Origin of the sequence: Nocardia yunnanensis (assembly GCF_003626895.1) — a bacterium.
Classification (GTDB): Bacteria; Actinomycetota; Actinomycetes; order Mycobacteriales; family Mycobacteriaceae; genus Nocardia; species Nocardia yunnanensis.
Genome location: NZ_CP032568.1, coordinates 5,639,331 through 5,655,584, shown reverse-complemented (window position 1 = coordinate 5,655,584; position 16,254 = coordinate 5,639,331). Strand labels below are relative to the sequence as shown.

Sequence of the window (16,254 nt, the reverse complement as noted above, 5' to 3'; positions counted from 1 at the left end):
CGAAGCGCGCGTTCCAAGCCAGGGCACCGGACCGGGCCCGCGCCTGGGACCGGGAAGATCCCGTTGCCGTCGCCTACACCCCGGCTCGGGACTTGGCGTAATCAACCCACCGCTGTGGAATTCGATCCGAGACGATCGCGGCACCGCGTTCGATGCGCCCGGGCGTGAACAGCGCCGCGCCCGAGCGCAGCAGCCCTGGCGAGATCCGATGCATCGCGAACATCATCCACGACTCCGGTCGCACCGGCACGACGCCCCAATTGTGCCGCGCCGCACGGACTATGCCGCGTGCGATGTAATCCGGCGAGGTGAACCGGGCGCCGTGCTTCTCGGCAAGCGCGCCGAGCACGTCGCGCAACTCGTTCTTGTCCGCTTCGTCGAATCCGTCGATTTCGGCGACCACCTGACCGTTGCTGATCAAGCCCGTGCCGCCGACCATGCCGGGGCAGATCGCAGTGACGCCGACGCCCTTGGCCGCGAGTTCGCTGCGCAGGCATTCGCTGAACATTCGAACGGCGGCCTTGGAGGTGCAGTAGGACGGTGTCGTCGCCAGTGGGATGTAACCCATTCCGGAGGAGATATTGACGATCTGACCGCTCCCGCGCTCGACCATGAGCGGAGCGAAGGCCCGGCAGCCATTGACCACCCCGTCCAGATTCACCGCGAGCAGCCGGTCCCAGTCGGCCTTGGAGTGCTCCAGGAAGCCGCCCGCGATGCCGTATCCGGCATTGTTGATGAGAATGTCCGGCACACCGTGGTTTTCGGCGACGCGTGCGGCGAGCTCCTGCCAGGCGCTGTCGTCGCTGACGTCCAGGACATACATTTCGGCCCTGCCCTGCTCGGCGCGAATCATGTCGACGGTCGCCTGCGCGGTGTCGCCGTTGATGTCGGTGACGATCACGGTGGCCCCCATACCCGCGTAGCGCAGGGCGGTGGCCCGCCCGATCCCGCTGCCCGCACCGGTGATCAGGACCAGCTTCGGGTCGGAGTTCTTGGCACGGAACATCAGGCTGCCCCTTCCCCGGCGGACTTCGCGATACTCGCGGTCAGAGGACTCATGATCTATCTCCATTCACATCTGCGTTGATGCAGTGCCGCCCGAGGTCAGGCGGACGAACAAGGCCGTACAGCGGGCGCCGCACGGAATCCGAGAAGGGCTGGGGGACGGTCACCGCGGTCATCGCCCCCTACTTGACGTTGATCTGCAGGCGTACCGTGCCGTCGGGACCGACCGCAGCGAGGGCCTGCGCGATGAGCGCGGACAGGTCGATACCCTGCAGCGCATCACCGCCCCGGGTGAGCAGGGGCCCGACCGCCGGATATAGCCGCTGTGCGTCGGGTCCGATGCGATTGATGTAGTCGGTGACCTTGGGCAGGAACGGGATCAGGCCGTCGCCGTTGGTGTAGGCGTCCGGGACCGGGCGTGCGTCCAGAAGTCGCTGCAGCGAATTCACGACATCATGGACCTTGATGCCGAATTCGCCGAATTGGATTCCGCCGTCAGCCATTTGGGCGCCCGCCACCGCGACGTCGGGACCGGGGACCTGGGCGTTGGTGAGAAGTTCGCGGATCTGCGGGGCACGGCTGATCAAGGTAGCCGCGAGCAGATCGGAGGCGTGGGTGAGTTGGGGTATCACCGTTTCGGTGCCCGCAAGCGTCTGCGAAAACGTCTGGATCAGGGACGCGATGGCTTGGGGGTCCAACTGCTGGAGCAGGTCGGTAACCGTGCGAGCGACCTCGGGAATCGACTTCGGGGTGCGGACGGCCTGGGCGTGAATGAGCTGACCGTCGGTCAGGTAGGGGCCGTTGCCGCTGGCGGGCTGGAAATCGATGTAGGGCTCCCCGAGCGCGGAGAGGGACTCGACCACCACCGCGCTGTCGGCCGGTATGCGCTGACCCGGGTCGATGTCGAAACGCACCTCGACACCAGCGGCGGTATTGCGCACCGAGGTCACCCGGCCGACCTTCATGCCGGACAACAGGATCGGGGAGCGTTCCACCAGATTCGCCGCATCGGGCATCACCATGACCGCCGAGGTGCGGTGGGTGAACCAGTCGACCTTGGCGATGCCGAACAGCAGATAGGCGATCGAGACGACGGCCACCACCGCGATGGCGGTGAGCGACAGTACGGAACTGAGCTTGGGGCGTCTCATCGAACCATTCCGATCATGCGCAGGGCCGCCACGATCTGGTTCACCTGATCATCGGTGGACACCGGCCCGGCGGCCGCCGGGTCGGTGTGCACGCCCAGGATGTTCACCGTCGGCCGCTGCGACCACGGAATCAGCTTGTCGCGCAGGAAGGCGATCAGGGCGTTCAGATTCGAGGGAACCGAAAGATTCAGTGGCCGTGCCGAATTGAGCAGCATGGGCACGAATGCCCGGGCCGCCGCGTCACCTTGGCTGGCGAGCGGGGCGATCCACTCCAGGGAGTGGGCCAGCCCGCCCAGCGCGCCGATGACTCCCACCACGTGGATGAGGGATTGCGCGATGGCGGTGATGTCGACAACGCCTTGGGGAGTGAGGATTTCATCGAGCCGATCCCGGTTGTCCAGGATCATCTGGGTATTGGTGCCGATCGAGTCCAGGAAGGCGGTGATGTCGTCCTGATTGGCCGCGACGTCGATGAGGTCGTTCTTCAGCACGTCGGCGATGCGCGCGGTGTCGGCCGGATCGGCCGGTAGCGCCGCATTGAGCCGATTGACGACATCCTGCGCCGAGTGCAGGGCACCCCCGGATACGAAGGTCGCCAGCCCGGACAGCACGTCCTCGACTTGCAGCGCGGGTTTGGTCTGGGCGATCGGAATGGTGCCGCCGGACGACAAGACGGGACCGGCTGCACCGGTGGGGATGTCGAGTCCGATGTAGATGTCGCCGAGGATGGTGTCCTGCCGCAATTGCGCGACCGTGGCGGCGGGCAAGGGTACCGAGCGCTGAATGTCGACGTCGGCGACCACCGACCCCGGACCGGTTGCGGACGGATCGGTGACGGTGACCCGTCGCAGCTGCCCGACCTGCGCCCCATTGGCCATCACCCGGGCGTGCGAGGGCAGGTTGAGCGCGTTCGCGAACTGGATGTGCAGTTCGTAGGTCGGTCCGTTCACCCCCGCCCCGGGCATCGACAGACTCGACGCGTCGAGTCCGCATCCGGCGATCGGCAGCAGCGCCGCCAGCGTGATGGCGGACGCGACCGAAGTGCGCCGAATTCCATTGCGCTGCTTCATTTCACCCCTCCCGCCAGGCCGAGCACCAGCGCACTCAGATCCACCGAGGCGAGCCCACCGTCGGCCTTGGCGCACCGCCCCGGAGCCAGTGCGTTCACCGCCGCGCAGACCTGTTCGGCATCCGGCTGCGCGAGCGCGACCCTGGGCGCGGCGTAGGACACCATCAACCGCCCCGTCTGCGGATCGGTCACCTCCCGAAAGCCCTGTGCGGCAACCGGAATCATGTCGATCAACTGCTGCAGGCTGCCGACGTGCGCGGCGGCCAGATCGAGGAACGGAACGGTCTTGTCCAGCAGTTCCAGGATCGGCCCGCCGTACTTGGTGGTGATGTCGTTGAACATCGGCAGGATCACCACGATGGAGTTCACGATCTGGACCACCTGACCCCACACCTGGTTGACCAGTTGCAGTACCGGCGACAGGCCCGCGAGCATCGTCCGCAGATCGCCCCAGCCGTCGGCGACGCTCTTGGACAACGAGGTCATGGTGTCGATGAGCGCGCCCAAGTGCGCGATCGAGGTGTCCGGGGAGCGCAGCGCGCCCGCGAGCTGGGTGATGATGTCGTTGAGCTTGGGGCCGGTGCCGGCGGTGGCCTTGTCGAATTCCGCTACCGCGGCGCTGATCCGGCCGTGCTGAGCGGGGTCGTCACCGCCGTCGAGCTGATCGGCCAGTTTGGCGAGCGCATCGAGGGTCTGGGTGATGCTCTTGGGGGTGGCGGTCTTGGTGATGCAGGTTCCGGGCTGCCAATCAGGACCCTTGCCGCCGTTCACGGCCAGTCGGCGGTCGGCGACGATGGTGTCGGAAACCGTGGTGACCGTGACATCTCCGCGCAGCGGGTGGTCGGCGTCGATGCGGAAGTCGACGCGAATCCCGGTGCCCTGGGCGCGGATACCGGTGACCTCACCGACTTTGATGCCGCGCAGGCTCACGTCATTGCCGACGTAGAGCCCGATGGCGTCGGGCATGATCGCGCAGTAGGCGATGCGTTTCTGCATCGGCTGCCACATTACGATCGCGGCGACGGCGACGACGGTCGCCACCACGAGGGCACCGAGGAGGGACACCAGCCCTCGCGACGCGAACAGACGGCGCAGCATCAGCACCCCTTTCCAGGCACCGGCACGCAGACCGGACGCGGGGTGATCGCCAGATCGGATTGATCCACCGCGACACCCTGCGGTGTGATAAGTGCCCGCAACCGCTCGGCGGCCTGGGCGAGTTGATCGGCGACCGCACCGAGCCGCTGCCCGAGTTGTTCGATATCCGGTCGGGCGGCCAGAATTCGGTCCGCGAGCGGCTCGAGTTGTTCGCGCCAGGCGGGTTCGACCGCGGCGATACGGGCGAGGAGTTCGGAGGCGACGTTCAGCGCCTCGGTGACGTCGGCCCGACGGCCCAGGATCTGGGTTTCCATCAATCCGATCTTGGACAGCATCGCGCCGATCACCTTGCGGGAGTCGCTGAGCACGCCCAGGTACTCGTCGGCGATGTCGAGGGCCCGGCTGACATCCTGGCTCTGCTTGTTCAGCAACCCCACCATGGTCGAGAGCGCGTCGCTCAATGTCGCGACCGAGTCCGGGCTGCGCTGCAGGGAGGCGGTGAGATCCGTCAAGGTGCGGCGCAGCGTGTTCCCGTCCACTCCGGAGAGCGGCCGTTGCGAATCCTGCATGGCCTGCACGAGGTTGTAGGGCAGCCGAACCCGTTCCGCCGGAATCTCTTTCGATCCCAGCGCGGCTTTGCCGCTCGGGAAGACCATCACGTAGTGCCCGCCGATCGGGGTGAGCATGCGGATCTCGAGTGCGGTGTCGCTGCCGATGAACACATCGTTCTGCACCGTGAACCGCATCCGCACCGCATCGTCGGTGAGGTCCAGTGATTTCACCTCGCCGACCGAGATCCCGGCGATGCGGACATCGTCGCCGACCTTGACCGACCCGGCGTCGGGCAGTGTCGCCGTATAGGTGTGCTTTCCGATCGGCAGCAGGTAGATCAAGGCGCTCGCGGCCAGCACGATCACCACGCCCACCAGGCCGGCGACACCGAGCAGTCGCTGGGTGCGCCGATCGGTGTCGGTGCCGTAGTTCAGGTTACGCAGCAGGGCCGCCACCGATTTCAGCCGTTGCACAGCGAGATCCTTTGCCCGGCGATGAGTACCGCCAGCGGCGCGGGAACTTCCGCGGCGCCGCTGTGACAGGTGGTGTCGACGCGGTTGTCGCGAGCCGGGATGGTCGCGATGATCGACTGCAGCAGCCCGGGCAGCTTGTCGAGGAAGTCCACCGACGCCTGCGGGTCGGGCAGCAATTGCCGCAGCGCATTCTGCAGGTCGAGGTTCTCCGGCTCGGTGAATCCGAGCCGGGCGAGCAGGCTGTTGAGCGGACCCAGCACCGAGGGCGCGACATCGACGAAATCCATCAGTCCTTCGAACTGTTTCTGCAGGTTCACGAACACATCGGAGATGCCCTTGATGAGCGTGGCGGTCTCCGGAGACTTGCCACCCAGCTGTTCGGCGACGCGCTCGAAGTTGCGCAGCAGCACCGAGATCACCGCCTGCCGGTCGGTGACGTAACCCGACAGTTTCCCGATCGCGTCGAGGGTGGTGCCAACCTTGGTGCCGTCGCCCTCGATGACGGCGATCGCGTTGCGCATGAATTGGTTCAGCGCGTCCGGGGAGAATTCCGCCAGCACCGGCTCCATGCCGTTGAACAGCGAGGTGATATCGAACGACGGGACGGTGTGTTCGACCCCGATGGTGGTCCCGGAGCGCACTCGGGCTCCGGCGGTGTCGGGTTGCTTGATATCGAGATACCGCTGGCCGGTGAGGTTTTGGTATCGGATGGCCAGTGTGCTCGTCTGATACAGCGGCCGGTCCCGCTGCATGGTGAACCGCACCTTGGCCTGGGTGCCGTCGAGATCGATGGCGGTCACCTTGCCCACAGCCACGCCGAACATGCGGACGTCGTCGTTACGGCGCAGACCGCTCGCATCGGTGAGGATGGCGTCGAAGGCCTCGGTGCGGCCGCTGACGGGGCGCTGGATTACCAGCACGATCCCCGCCAGCAGCGCACCGATCAGCGCGGTGAACAGCACGAGCCGAAAAGCCACGGCGCGTGGGGTTTTCGCGGTGGACATCAGTGACCCCCCATCGACGCGGGAAGTGCTCCCCCGAGCAGCGGCACCGCGATTCCCGGCATGCCGCGTACCACGATGTCGAGTCCGACCTGTGGACCGTCCGGTGTCGGCCGGAAGGTGCGATCGAGCCGGTCGATCAATTCCGACAGGTCCGCGTGGGAACGATCCGGGTCTGGCACGGTGCGCGCCAATTGCCCCAGCAGGACGGCCAGTGAACTCGAGTAGCCGCCCAGCGCACCGTTCGCCGTCCGGAACAGCTGGCTCAGTTCGGGAAACAGCTGATCCGCGACGAGCGAGACGCCGATATCGAATCGCGCGCGGTCATTGCGCAGCACATCGATGTGGTAGATCTCGCTGATCAGTTTCACGAAGCCGTCGCTGAAACTCGCGACCCCGCGGAAGAACGACGCGTACTGCTCGATCAGGAACGAGGAGGGATAGCGCTGAGTATCGGCGACGGCCCGGCTCACGCCGACCATCGCCTCGATCAGCGGCGTGAACGCCTTGATGTCCGAACCGAATTCGTTCAGCACCTCGGTCAGTTGCGGAGTCAGCACGGTGAGCGAGGTCTGCGACAGCGACCGCAGCAGACTGCCCATGGTGACGTCGTTGACCCGCCCGGCCGCGGTCAAGTCGACGATCGAGCCGTCATGCAGCGCGGTACCGCCCTGACCGCGCACCAGCACGATCTCGCTGATGCCGAAGAGATTCGCCGGGGCGAAGTCGACCCGCATGCTGTCGCTGAGCCCGAACAGCTGCGAGCGATCCACGGCCAGCGTGATCAGCTGGGTGCCGCCCGGCGTGCTGTCGACGCCGGTGATCCGCCCCACCTGCACCCCGTTGAGCCGGACATTGGCCCCGGAGTTGATGCCCTCGCCGGTATGGCTGGTACGCAACTGAATTCGCATCAGGCCGTCGTCACGATGCGTGGCGAACCCGCGCCAGGCGAACACGGCGGCCAGAAGGAACACCAGCACGAGCACCCCGGCGCGTAATGCGCCGCGACGACTCGTCGGTACCCCCGGCATTCCATAGGCAGGCAAACAGTCACCCCGAGAACGTGATCGGTGAATTGATCCCCCACAACACGATGGTCAACACCATGTCGAGAGTGATGATGGCGATGAAGCTGGCGCGCACGGCCCGGCCGCTGGCGATTCCCACGCCCTCCGGCCCGCCGGTGGCGAAAAATCCTTGGTAGCAATGGATCAGGATGACCGCGACGGTGAACACCAGCATCTTGACCGTGGCCGCCACGATGTCGTGCAGGTTCACGAACTGGAAGAAGTAGTGGTCGTACACCCCCGGCGACTGCCCGTGCACGATCAAGACGACCGCCGAACACGCGAAGTAGCTCAGCAGCAACGCGACCAGAAAGGTCGGCACCGCGCTGACCGCGCCCGCGATGATCCGGGTGGTGACCACGAACGGCACCGATTTCAGGCCGAGCGATTCGAGCGCGTCGATCTCCTCGGAGATCCGCATCGACCCGATCTCGGCGGTCATACGGCAGCCCGCCTGCGCCGCGAACCCGACGGCGGCGGCAATGGGGGCCAGCTCCCGGGTGTTGGCGAACGCGGACACGATGCCGGTCAGCGGTCCCAGCCCGACCAGGTTCAGCGCCATATGACCTTGGATGCCCACGCCCGCACCGATCCCGAGGCCGAGGATCACCAGCACCGGCACGGTGCCGCCGCCGACCACGACCGAGCCGCGACCCCAGGTCATATCGGTGATCATCCGCATGGTCTGCGCGCGATACCGATGCAGGGTCAGGGGAATGGCGGCGAACGCCTGCCAGATGAAACTGGCCGCGAAGCCGACCGATTCGATCGGGCCGAACAGGTGGCGGATGTGGGTCAGCCGCTCGAAGCGGCGTACGACCGCCGGGCGGTACGGTGCGGCGGCCATCATGCCACCTTCGTCGGGTAGAACATCGAAACCAGCTGGGTGATACCAACATTCACGACCGTGATGGCGACCACCGACAACACCACCGAGGCGTTCACACCGTCGGCGACCCCGCGGGGCCCGCCCTTGGCCTCGAGCCCGCGCTGACAGCCGATGATCACGACGATGAATCCGAACAGCACGGCCTTCACCATCGAGATGGCCACATCGGTCAGCGTGGCGAAGGCTCCGAAGGTGGCCCAGTAGCTGCCCGGCGTCACCCCCTGCGCCCCGATCGCCACCGCGTATCCGGAGAGCACGCCGACGAAGACGATCAGCACGTTCAGCAGCGGGGCCACGAACAGCATCGCCACCATGCGCGGGATGACCAGCCGATGCACGGGACTGATGCCCATGACCCGCAACGCGTCGATCTCCTCGCGCACCGATCGCGCCCCGAGATCGGCGGCGATGGTCGCGGTGCCCGCGCCGCCGAGCAGCAACCCGGTCGCTAGGGGCGCGCCCTGCTGAATGACGCCCAGCCCACCGGCCGCACCGAGCAGCGAATCCGCGCCCAGCTGGTGGATGAGATTGCCCACCTGCACCGACACCACGACCCCGAACGGCACGGCCATGAGCACCGCGGGCAGCGCGGTGACGGTGATCAGATACCACGCCTGGCGCATCGTCTCGGCCCACTGGAACCGGCGCGCGATCAGGTCGCCGAACGCACCCCGCACCGACTCCACCGCGAGCGCGACCAGGCGGCCCAGTGTTTCCAGGCTCGACAGCATGGTGGTGGACAGGTTCTCGCGCAGCACCCCGCTGAGCGAAGGAGATCGAGGCGGTGGCCCACCCGCGCGGCCCGCCTTCTCGGTCTCGGACGAGCTGGTCATCGAAGTCCCCTCCCAGCCCGTGTCCACAGGTTGAATCGAGGCGGTCGGCTCACCGGATCCGCGCAAGGGTATCCGGGCGACGTGGCATCAGCCCTTGTAGACACGGGTTTCTCCTCTGGTCGGGATCACACGAACCAGTGCACGGTGCGCAGGCCGCGGTACAGCCCGCCGAAAACCCGGTCGTGTCGAGACCGGAATGTCTTGATCGACGACTCCGGCACACCGGCGCGCGCCGCGACATTGAGCACGACGTGATCGCGGATCCCCATATGCGTCTTCTCGATCACGCCGATCACCGCGTCGGCGGTGTAGTGCAGGCCGTCGACCAGCTGCCACAATCGGGGAATCGGGGCGGGACGCTGCTGCATCCACGCCGTGACGCGCTGCCGGAATACGGGTTGTGCCATGGGAAGACTCCTCGGTGGTGATGGACGGTCGAGTGCGCTCATGCCGCCGAAGCGCGTCCGTCGCGGTCGCCCCGGTGGCCGGCGGCGACGGCCGACCCGATGAAAGTCCCCAACTCCGCGATGGCCGCCCGGGCGTCCGGCAGGATGTCCGCGCCCGCCTGGAAGACATGGATGGCCCGGTCCCAGATCTGCAGCGTGCACGGCACTCCCGCGGCCGCGCAGCGGCGAGCCAGCGCTTCCGCGTCCGGCAGCAGCACCTCGGTCGAGCCGACCTGAATCAATACCGGTGGCATCCCGGTGAATTCGTGGTTCACCGGTGACCAGGACGGGTCGAGTTCGCCGTCACGGGCGAACCCGACCAGCACCGGGACCGACAGACTGAAAGCCGAGAGCATCGCATCGGTCCGATCGTTCGGATGCGCACGCCTGATGCTGGGGTCGAAGTCCGCCCACGGCGCGATGGCGGCGATGGCACCCGGCACCGGCAGACCCTGATCCCGCGCGGCCAGCGCCGCGGCGAAAGTCAGCCCGCCACCGGCGGAGTCACCCGCGAACACGATCTTCTCCGGTGCGAAGCCCTGGTCGAGCAGGCTCCGGTAGGCGTGCACGGCGTCCGCGACCGATTCGGTGATATGCCCCTTGGGCAACTGCCGGTAGTCGACCGCTAGCGCGGGCAGGGCGGCCACGCGAGCGATCCGCGCGACCAGCCGCCGATGGCTGTGCAGGCCACCGGCGACGAAACCACCGCCGTGGAAGTAGAGGATCGCGCCCCGGCCGGTGTCCTCGGGGCCGGGAATATCCTTGTGCCACAGCCATTCCGCCCGGAAATCCGGATACCGGACCGGCCGCCGGAGGGTACCGCGCGGCGCGCGCAACGGCAGCACGATCAATTCGGCGAGGTTGGCGATGCGAAAAGCGGGTGCGCCACGCAGCGGCCCGTGATTGCCGAGGATCGCGATCTTGTCCAAGCCGGGCCGCACGGTGGCGCGCAGCAGCGCGTGTGCCACACGCAATGTCAGGCTCGCGCGGCTGGCCAGCTCGATCTGCACCGACCCGCCCTGTGGAGCGACCGGTACGGTCTGCGGGACGCTCATGCCGAAACCTCCTGTGCGACCACGCTGTCGTAGCGGTAGTCGTCGAGCGGGAACTTGCGATTGCCGCGCGCGGCTTCGAAGAAGCCCGACGGGCGGATATAGGTGGTGTCGCCCTGGGAGTTCCGGTAGTAGGTCGGCACGTGCCCATTGAGCTCGGCCAGGTAGTAGCGCAGCAGATCGGCCCGCGCATGGACCTTGCGGTGGTAAGCATCGGCGGCTTCCTTGCGGACCTCGCAGACCTGCGCATCCCGACGACGAGTCTCGGTGATCGCGCGAATCGCGTGGTCGGCGGTCATCTCCACGAACGCGTGCCAGCCCGAGCCGGTCCACGAGTACGGCCCGCACAGCGTCCACCGGTTGGGCAGCCCCGGCACCGAGACGCTCTCGTACGCCTGCAGGCCCTCCTCGTTGAAGAACTTGGCGAGGTCGAAGCCATTGCGGCCCACCACGGTTCCCGGCCGGTAGGTCTCCGGATCGGAGAACACCTCGTAGCCGGTGGCCAGGATCAGCACGTCGAGCTTGTGGTGCACGCCGTCGCGGGTGCGGATACCGGTCGGCGTGATCTTCTCGATCGGATCGGTCACCAGCGACACGTTGGCGCGATTGAACGCCTTGAGGTAGCCGTTGGACATGGTGGGCCGCTTGGCGAGCAGACCGAACCGCGGCGTCAGTTTCTCGCTGGTCTCGGGGTCGCGCACCACCCGGGCCACGTACTTGCCGTAATTGCGGATGCAGAAGGCGTCGAACCGATCCAGAGTCGGACGGGTGGCCTTGAGCGCCCCGCGCAGCACCAGGTCGACCACGACGAGCACGCCCCCGTGAATACCGGCCTGCACGCCGGGGGCCGCCAGCACCTTCTTCATCACCGTCGGCACCTGGAAGTCCGGCTTGGGCACCGACCACACCGGGGTGCGCTGGAAAACGGTGAGGTGACCGACCTCGGGCGCAATCGCCGGAATGATCTGCACCGCACTGGCTCCGGTGCCGATGATGCCGACGCTCTTGCCGTTCATGTCGTAGTCGTCGTCCCAGTCGGTCGGACGCTGCACCTTGCCCTTGAACGACTTCGCGCCCGGAATCCCGACGTCTTCCTTCGGCCGGACGAACGCGCCCACCGCGCTGATCAGGAAGCGCGCGGTCACCGTCGAGCCATCGGACAGGTGCAGGGTCCAGAAGGAGCCCGCGTCGTCCCACACTTCCCGCTCGACATTGGCGTTGAACCGAATCCGCGGATACAGGCCGTACTGCCGCGCGACATCGACGTGGTACTGCTTGACCTCCGCGCCCTTGGCGAAGAAGCGACTCCACTCCGAATTACGCGCGAACGAGTACTGATACGCCAGGGTGGGGATGTCCACCCCGATGCCCGGGTAATGGTTCTCGTGCCAGCTGCCGCCGACATCGTCGGCGCGCTCGAGCATGACGAAGTCGTCGATCCCGGCCTTGCGCAACTTCACGCCCGCCGCGATGCCACCGGGGCCCGCGCCGATGACGGCCACTTCGAACTCGGGTGTCGTGCTCATGCGCTCTCAGCTCCGTTCAACTGCGCCGCGGTCCGGGTGAACCGGTAGTCCGACAGCGGGAAATGCTTGTTCGCCCAACGCATCTCCAGGACGGTGGTGGGCCGGAAGGCCGCCGCGTCGCCATGGCCGTTGAGGTAGTAGGTGTTCGAGCCGTGACAGGCCGAGGTCACCAGCGGGGTCCGCGCGACACGCTGTTGCATGTCGGCGAAGAAGCGGTCGTGCGGTTCCTGACGGACCTCGGCCCGGGTGGCTCCGCGGTGCCTGGTCTCGGTGATCACCCGGATCGCGTGGTCTCCGGTCGATTCGATCAACACCAGGTAGGAGCCGGGCGCGTAGGCGTAGGGCCCGATGACCAGGAACAGGTTCGGGAACTTCGGGGCCGAAACACCCTGATACGCCTGGTAGCGATTGGCTTCCCAGAACTCGTTCAAATCCAGCCCGTCGCGGCCCACCGTCCGGAACGGCGGAGTGCTGCCCTTGGCCATCACCTTGAATCCGGTGGCGCACACCAGCACATCGATCTCGTGCGCCGCGCCGTCGCCGGTGACCACCGCATCGGGGGTGATCTTCTCGATCGGATCGGTCACCAGGTCGACGTGCGGCAGGTTGTAGGTCTTGAAGTACTCGTTGTGCATCGACGGGCGCTTGCAGCCGAGCAGGTACTGCGGGGTGAGCTTCGCGAGCGTCTCCGGATCCTTGACCTGGGTGCGCATCCACAGTTTCAGCGCTGCCTCCGCGCCCCGGATGACCGGCTTCATCCGGCGGCCGTGCAGCATGCCCGCACCGACACCGGCCTCGACACCGACCATGCCGACGGCGCGCAGCGGCCGACGGATCAGCGGGTTGCCGAGCACGGCCTTGGTGACCTTGCCGGTCACCCAATCCGGTTTGGGCGCGACCCAGATCGGCGTGCGCTGAAATACCGTCAGCTGCGAGGCGACCTTGGCGATCTCCGGAATCAGCTGCAGTGCACTGGCTCCGGTGCCGATCACGCCGACTCGTTTGCCGCGCAGGTCGACACTGTGGTTCCAGTCGGCGGTGTGCAGGACGGTGCCTGCGAAGCTGTCGATTCCCGCGATATCGGGGAGGTTGGGCACCTCCAGACCGCCGATGCCCGCGATGACGAAGCGGGCCGTGAACTCACCGGATTCGGTGCTCACATGCCAGATGTCGGTCGCCTCGTCGAATCGGGCACCGGTCACCAGGGTGCTCAAGCGCAATTTCGGCCGCAGCCCGAAGGTGTCCACGACCTCCTCGGCATACGCCTGGATTTCGCGGCCGGGGGCGAAAAGCCGTGACCAGTCGCCCTTCTGGTGATAGCTGAACTGGTAGAGGAACGACGGAATGTCGACCGCGACGCCGGGGTAGTGGTTGGCGTTCCAGGTGCCGCCGACCTTGTCCCACTTGTCGAGGATGACGAAGTTCTCGATCCCGGCCTTGCGTAGTTGCACACCGGCATTGATGCCGCCGAATCCCGCGCCGATGACGACGACCTCGTATTCGGGCTGCTCCGCGAATGTCATTGCCGGACCTCCTATTTGCCCGTCAGACGGGCGAGAACCTTCTCGGCCGCGGGGATGAGAGATTCGAGGCGATCGAACGACGCGCGCGCGAGCACCTCGCGGGTCAAGCTGGGCGACAAGCGGAAAAGCCCGTACATCAGCCACGCTTCCGGTGCCACCGGCACGATCGCCGAGTTCCAGCGCGTCGCGCGCTCGATCACCCGGGCCACCTTCTGCGGCGTGGTGTAGGCGAATCGCTGCATGCCGCCCGCGCGCTCGCGCCACTCCGCCTGCTGTTCCTCGGTCAGACCGGACCGCGCCCCATTGGCGATGAGGTTGGTGCGGATAGCGCCCGGGCAGATCGCGGTGACGCCGATTCCCTTGCCGCGCAGTTCGACGCGCAGCGATTGCGACGCCATCAACACCGCGGCCTTCGCGGTGCCGTAGGCGGGTTCGAGCTTCGACGGGAAGTACGCCGCCACCGAGGACAGGTTCACGATCTGACCGCGGATACCGGCGTCGATCATCTGCTGCGCGAAGACCCGCGAACCGTAGATCACGCTCATCAGATCGATGTCGATCTCGCGCTGCCACTGCGCGGCCGTCATCTCGACGAAGCCGCCCAGGTCCATGACACCCGCGTTGTTGATCAGCACGTGGGGCGCACCGAATTCGGAGAGCACCCATTTGCCGAAGGTCGTCCACTCGTCTTCGGCGGACACATCAAGCGGGAACGACACCGCCGTGCCACCGGCGGCGGTGATCTCCGCGACGGTCTCGTCCGCGCCACGGATGTCGATATCGGCGACGACGACCCGATCGCCCTTGGCGGCGAAGAGCTTCGCCGTCTGCCGCCCGATGCCGGCGCCCGCGCCGGTGATGATGACGGTCCTCATCGCTTGCCTCCGAAGATCTTGCCGGACAGCTCGACCGCCCAATCGGTAAGGGACATGGAGACCGCACCGGAGATGCCGCGCACCAGGCCGGGTGAGAGCCGGTACAGGTACCAGCCGAGCCATGCCTCGGTGCCGACCGGGACCGTAGACAGGTTCCAGCGCACGGCGCGCTCGATCGCACCCGCTACCCGTTCCGGGGAGCGTCCGATGTAGCGGTGCCCGGCGGCCAGCTTCGACGACCAGTCCGAACTGTCATCGTCGCTGACGCCACCACGAGTTCCATTGGCGGCCAGACTGGTTCGGATCAGCCCGGGGCAGACCGCGCTGACGCCGATACCTTGCGACCCGAATTCGGCGCGCAGCGCCTGGGTACCGAACCAGGCACCGGCCTTCGCCACCACGTAGGAGGGTGCGATCGACGTCGGCATGAAAGCGCCGACCGAGCAGATATTGACGATGTGCCCACGCGTACCGGAGTCGGTCATGCGCTGCACGAACAACCGCGACCCGACCAGCGGGCTCATCATGTTGATCTGGATCATCCGCCGCCAATCGGCATTGGACTGCTCCAGGAATCCGCCACCGATCAAGATCCCGGCATTGTTGACCACGACATCCGGCACGCCGTGCTCGGCGCACACCCAGTCGGTGAAGTTCTCCCAGTCGGCGAGATCCGCCACATCCAAGCGACGGAAGACCGCGCTGCCGCCGTCCTTTTCGATGAGGGCGACCGTTTCCGCGCCGGTCTGTTCGTTGATATCGGACACGATCACCGTCGAACCCTTGCGCGCGAATCGCTGCGCGGTCGCCCGGCCGATGCCGCTCCCGGCCCCCGTCACCACTGTCACCGACATGTGCGCCGCCCCCCGAGGACGGTCGGTTTACGTGCATCGGTCATGGAACGACTCCCTTGTCGGACGATCAAGCCTTGCTCAATTCGGATAGTAGAACCTTCTGGATTGCATTGCAATCCCAAACTGACCAAAAAGAAGCCCGCTGACCGGGTTCGACCCAGATCAGCGGGCACGGGCGGACGCGCGGCTCAACCCTGGACGGCCGTACCTCGCCCAAGGTCGGCCGCCCACAACCGGACAGTGTGAATCAGCAGGTCGACCAGCTGATCGTCATCGATCACCCCGAGTGTCCGCCCCAGCGCCAGGCCCGTGCCGGTGGCGAGAATCGCGTTCACGGCGACATCCCTGGATGCCTGATCGACACCGAACGGCAGCATGGAGGCCAGCATCGCGCCGAGCATGTTCCGGCCCATATCGATATGCCCGCCCGACACCGCGAGCTGTTCGGGATTCTTGTGGATCGCGAGGGCATACTCGGCCGCCAGCGCGACCAGGCTCTCCTCGGACACCAGCCGCTTGAACCAGACGGCGAGTGATCCCATCTGCGCCTCGAGCGGCCCGCTGGACTCGGCCATCTTCGCGATCAATTCCGCGAAAGTCCGCATGTAGCAGCGCAACAGCACGTCGGCGCAGAGGTTCTCCTTGCTGGAGAAGTTGGCGTAGATCGCGCCCTGGGTCCGCCCCGCGGCGGCGGCGATCTTGGCCACCGTGGTGCCGTGGAATCCGAATTCGAGGAACAGCTCCTCCGCCGCGTCGAGCACCTCTTCGCGCGTGCGCTGCTGCGATTCCGCGCGGGTCATCCGCCGGCGCTCGCCTGGCATCGTCCGTCCCTTCGTTCGT

16 protein-coding genes are annotated in these 16,254 nt (G+C 66.6%); all 16 read right to left on the bottom strand.

Annotated features, from left to right (window positions below):
* Positions 1–73: 73 nt before the first annotated feature.
* Positions 74–1,006: an SDR family NAD(P)-dependent oxidoreductase gene (locus D7D52_RS26650; RefSeq protein ID WP_120740657.1), complete on the bottom strand. Its 933-nt coding sequence runs from the start codon at positions 1,004–1,006 to the stop codon at positions 74–76.
* A 181-nt stretch (positions 1,007–1,187) separates the two neighbouring features.
* Positions 1,188–2,156, bottom strand: coding sequence for an MlaD family protein (locus D7D52_RS26645; RefSeq protein WP_120740655.1), 969 nt, complete (start codon positions 2,154–2,156; stop codon positions 1,188–1,190).
* Positions 2,153–3,226, bottom strand: a complete 1,074-nt coding sequence (locus D7D52_RS26640) for an MlaD family protein (RefSeq protein WP_246023305.1) — start codon at positions 3,224–3,226, stop codon at positions 2,153–2,155. The genes D7D52_RS26645 and D7D52_RS26640 overlap by 4 nt, the downstream gene beginning before the upstream one ends.
* On the bottom strand, positions 3,223–4,323 hold the full coding sequence (locus tag D7D52_RS26635; RefSeq protein ID WP_120744485.1) for an MlaD family protein: 1,101 nt from the start codon (positions 4,321–4,323) through the stop codon (positions 3,223–3,225). Before D7D52_RS26635 ends, D7D52_RS26640 begins: the two co-directional genes overlap by 4 nt.
* On the bottom strand, positions 4,323–5,348 hold the full coding sequence (locus tag D7D52_RS26630) for an MlaD family protein (protein ID WP_246023304.1): 1,026 nt from the start codon (positions 5,346–5,348) through the stop codon (positions 4,323–4,325). Before D7D52_RS26630 ends, D7D52_RS26635 begins: the two co-directional genes overlap by 1 nt.
* Positions 5,336–6,352 carry an MlaD family protein gene (locus D7D52_RS26625; RefSeq protein WP_120740653.1) on the bottom strand — a complete coding sequence of 339 codons (1,017 nt, stop codon included), beginning with the start codon at positions 6,350–6,352 and terminating at the stop codon, positions 5,336–5,338. The genes D7D52_RS26630 and D7D52_RS26625 overlap by 13 nt, the downstream gene beginning before the upstream one ends.
* A complete protein-coding gene (locus tag D7D52_RS26620; RefSeq protein WP_162958563.1) occupies positions 6,352–7,329 on the bottom strand; it encodes an MlaD family protein in 978 nt (325 codons plus the stop codon). The genes D7D52_RS26625 and D7D52_RS26620 overlap by 1 nt, the downstream gene beginning before the upstream one ends.
* 70 nt (positions 7,330–7,399) lie before the next feature.
* The gene (locus D7D52_RS26615; RefSeq protein WP_120740649.1) at positions 7,400–8,263 is read right to left on the bottom strand and encodes an ABC transporter permease; all 864 of its coding nucleotides are present in this window, start codon (positions 8,261–8,263) and stop codon (positions 7,400–7,402) included.
* Complete coding sequence (locus tag D7D52_RS26610) at positions 8,263–9,138, bottom strand: MlaE family ABC transporter permease (protein WP_425464568.1); 876 nt, start codon at positions 9,136–9,138, stop codon at positions 8,263–8,265. Before D7D52_RS26610 ends, D7D52_RS26615 begins: the two co-directional genes overlap by 1 nt.
* Before the next feature lie 125 nt (positions 9,139–9,263).
* Positions 9,264–9,545, bottom strand: coding sequence for a hypothetical protein (locus tag D7D52_RS26605; RefSeq protein ID WP_120740647.1), 282 nt, complete (start codon positions 9,543–9,545; stop codon positions 9,264–9,266).
* A 38-nt stretch (positions 9,546–9,583) separates the two neighbouring features.
* The gene (locus tag D7D52_RS26600) at positions 9,584–10,639 is read right to left on the bottom strand and encodes an alpha/beta hydrolase (RefSeq protein ID WP_120740645.1); all 1,056 of its coding nucleotides are present in this window, start codon (positions 10,637–10,639) and stop codon (positions 9,584–9,586) included.
* Complete coding sequence (locus D7D52_RS26595; RefSeq protein WP_120740643.1) at positions 10,636–12,162, bottom strand: flavin-containing monooxygenase; 1,527 nt, start codon at positions 12,160–12,162, stop codon at positions 10,636–10,638. Before D7D52_RS26595 ends, D7D52_RS26600 begins: the two co-directional genes overlap by 4 nt.
* Positions 12,159–13,685 (bottom strand): flavin-containing monooxygenase, encoded by a 1,527-nt coding sequence (locus tag D7D52_RS26590; RefSeq protein ID WP_120740641.1) that lies wholly within the window; start codon positions 13,683–13,685, stop codon positions 12,159–12,161. The genes D7D52_RS26595 and D7D52_RS26590 overlap by 4 nt, the downstream gene beginning before the upstream one ends.
* A gap of 11 nt (positions 13,686–13,696) precedes the next feature.
* Positions 13,697–14,560: an SDR family NAD(P)-dependent oxidoreductase gene (locus D7D52_RS26585; protein ID WP_120740639.1), complete on the bottom strand. Its 864-nt coding sequence runs from the start codon at positions 14,558–14,560 to the stop codon at positions 13,697–13,699.
* Positions 14,557–15,414, bottom strand: coding sequence for an SDR family NAD(P)-dependent oxidoreductase (locus tag D7D52_RS26580; RefSeq protein ID WP_120740637.1), 858 nt, complete (start codon positions 15,412–15,414; stop codon positions 14,557–14,559). The genes D7D52_RS26585 and D7D52_RS26580 overlap by 4 nt, the downstream gene beginning before the upstream one ends.
* A 188-nt stretch (positions 15,415–15,602) precedes the next feature.
* Positions 15,603–16,235: a TetR/AcrR family transcriptional regulator gene (locus tag D7D52_RS26575; protein ID WP_120740635.1), complete on the bottom strand. Its 633-nt coding sequence runs from the start codon at positions 16,233–16,235 to the stop codon at positions 15,603–15,605.
* Between the last annotated feature and the right edge of the window lie 19 nt (positions 16,236–16,254).

Coding starts and splice junctions, on each gene's coding strand:
- D7D52_RS26650 (WP_120740657.1), bottom strand. CDS start 1,006: ATGTTCCGTGCCAAGAACTCCGACCCGAAGCTGGTCCTGATCACCGGT.
- D7D52_RS26645 (WP_120740655.1), bottom strand. CDS start 2,156: ATGAGACGCCCCAAGCTCAGTTCCGTACTGTCGCTCACCGCCATCGCG.
- D7D52_RS26640 (WP_246023305.1), bottom strand. CDS start 3,226: ATGAAGCAGCGCAATGGAATTCGGCGCACTTCGGTCGCGTCCGCCATC.
- D7D52_RS26635 (WP_120744485.1), bottom strand. CDS start 4,323: ATGCTGCGCCGTCTGTTCGCGTCGCGAGGGCTGGTGTCCCTCCTCGGT.
- D7D52_RS26625 (WP_120740653.1), bottom strand. CDS start 6,352: ATGTCCACCGCGAAAACCCCACGCGCCGTGGCTTTTCGGCTCGTGCTG.
- D7D52_RS26615 (WP_120740649.1), bottom strand. CDS start 8,263: ATGGCCGCCGCACCGTACCGCCCGGCGGTCGTACGCCGCTTCGAGCGG.
- D7D52_RS26610 (WP_425464568.1), bottom strand. CDS start 9,138: ATGACCAGCTCGTCCGAGACCGAGAAGGCGGGCCGCGCGGGTGGGCCA.
- D7D52_RS26605 (WP_120740647.1), bottom strand. CDS start 9,545: ATGGCACAACCCGTATTCCGGCAGCGCGTCACGGCGTGGATGCAGCAG.
- D7D52_RS26600 (WP_120740645.1), bottom strand. CDS start 10,639: ATGAGCGTCCCGCAGACCGTACCGGTCGCTCCACAGGGCGGGTCGGTG.
- D7D52_RS26595 (WP_120740643.1), bottom strand. CDS start 12,162: ATGAGCACGACACCCGAGTTCGAAGTGGCCGTCATCGGCGCGGGCCCC.
- D7D52_RS26590 (WP_120740641.1), bottom strand. CDS start 13,685: ATGACATTCGCGGAGCAGCCCGAATACGAGGTCGTCGTCATCGGCGCG.
- D7D52_RS26585 (WP_120740639.1), bottom strand. CDS start 14,560: ATGAGGACCGTCATCATCACCGGCGCGGGCGCCGGCATCGGGCGGCAG.
- D7D52_RS26580 (WP_120740637.1), bottom strand. CDS start 15,414: ATGTCGGTGACAGTGGTGACGGGGGCCGGGAGCGGCATCGGCCGGGCG.
- D7D52_RS26575 (WP_120740635.1), bottom strand. CDS start 16,235: ATGCCAGGCGAGCGCCGGCGGATGACCCGCGCGGAATCGCAGCAGCGC.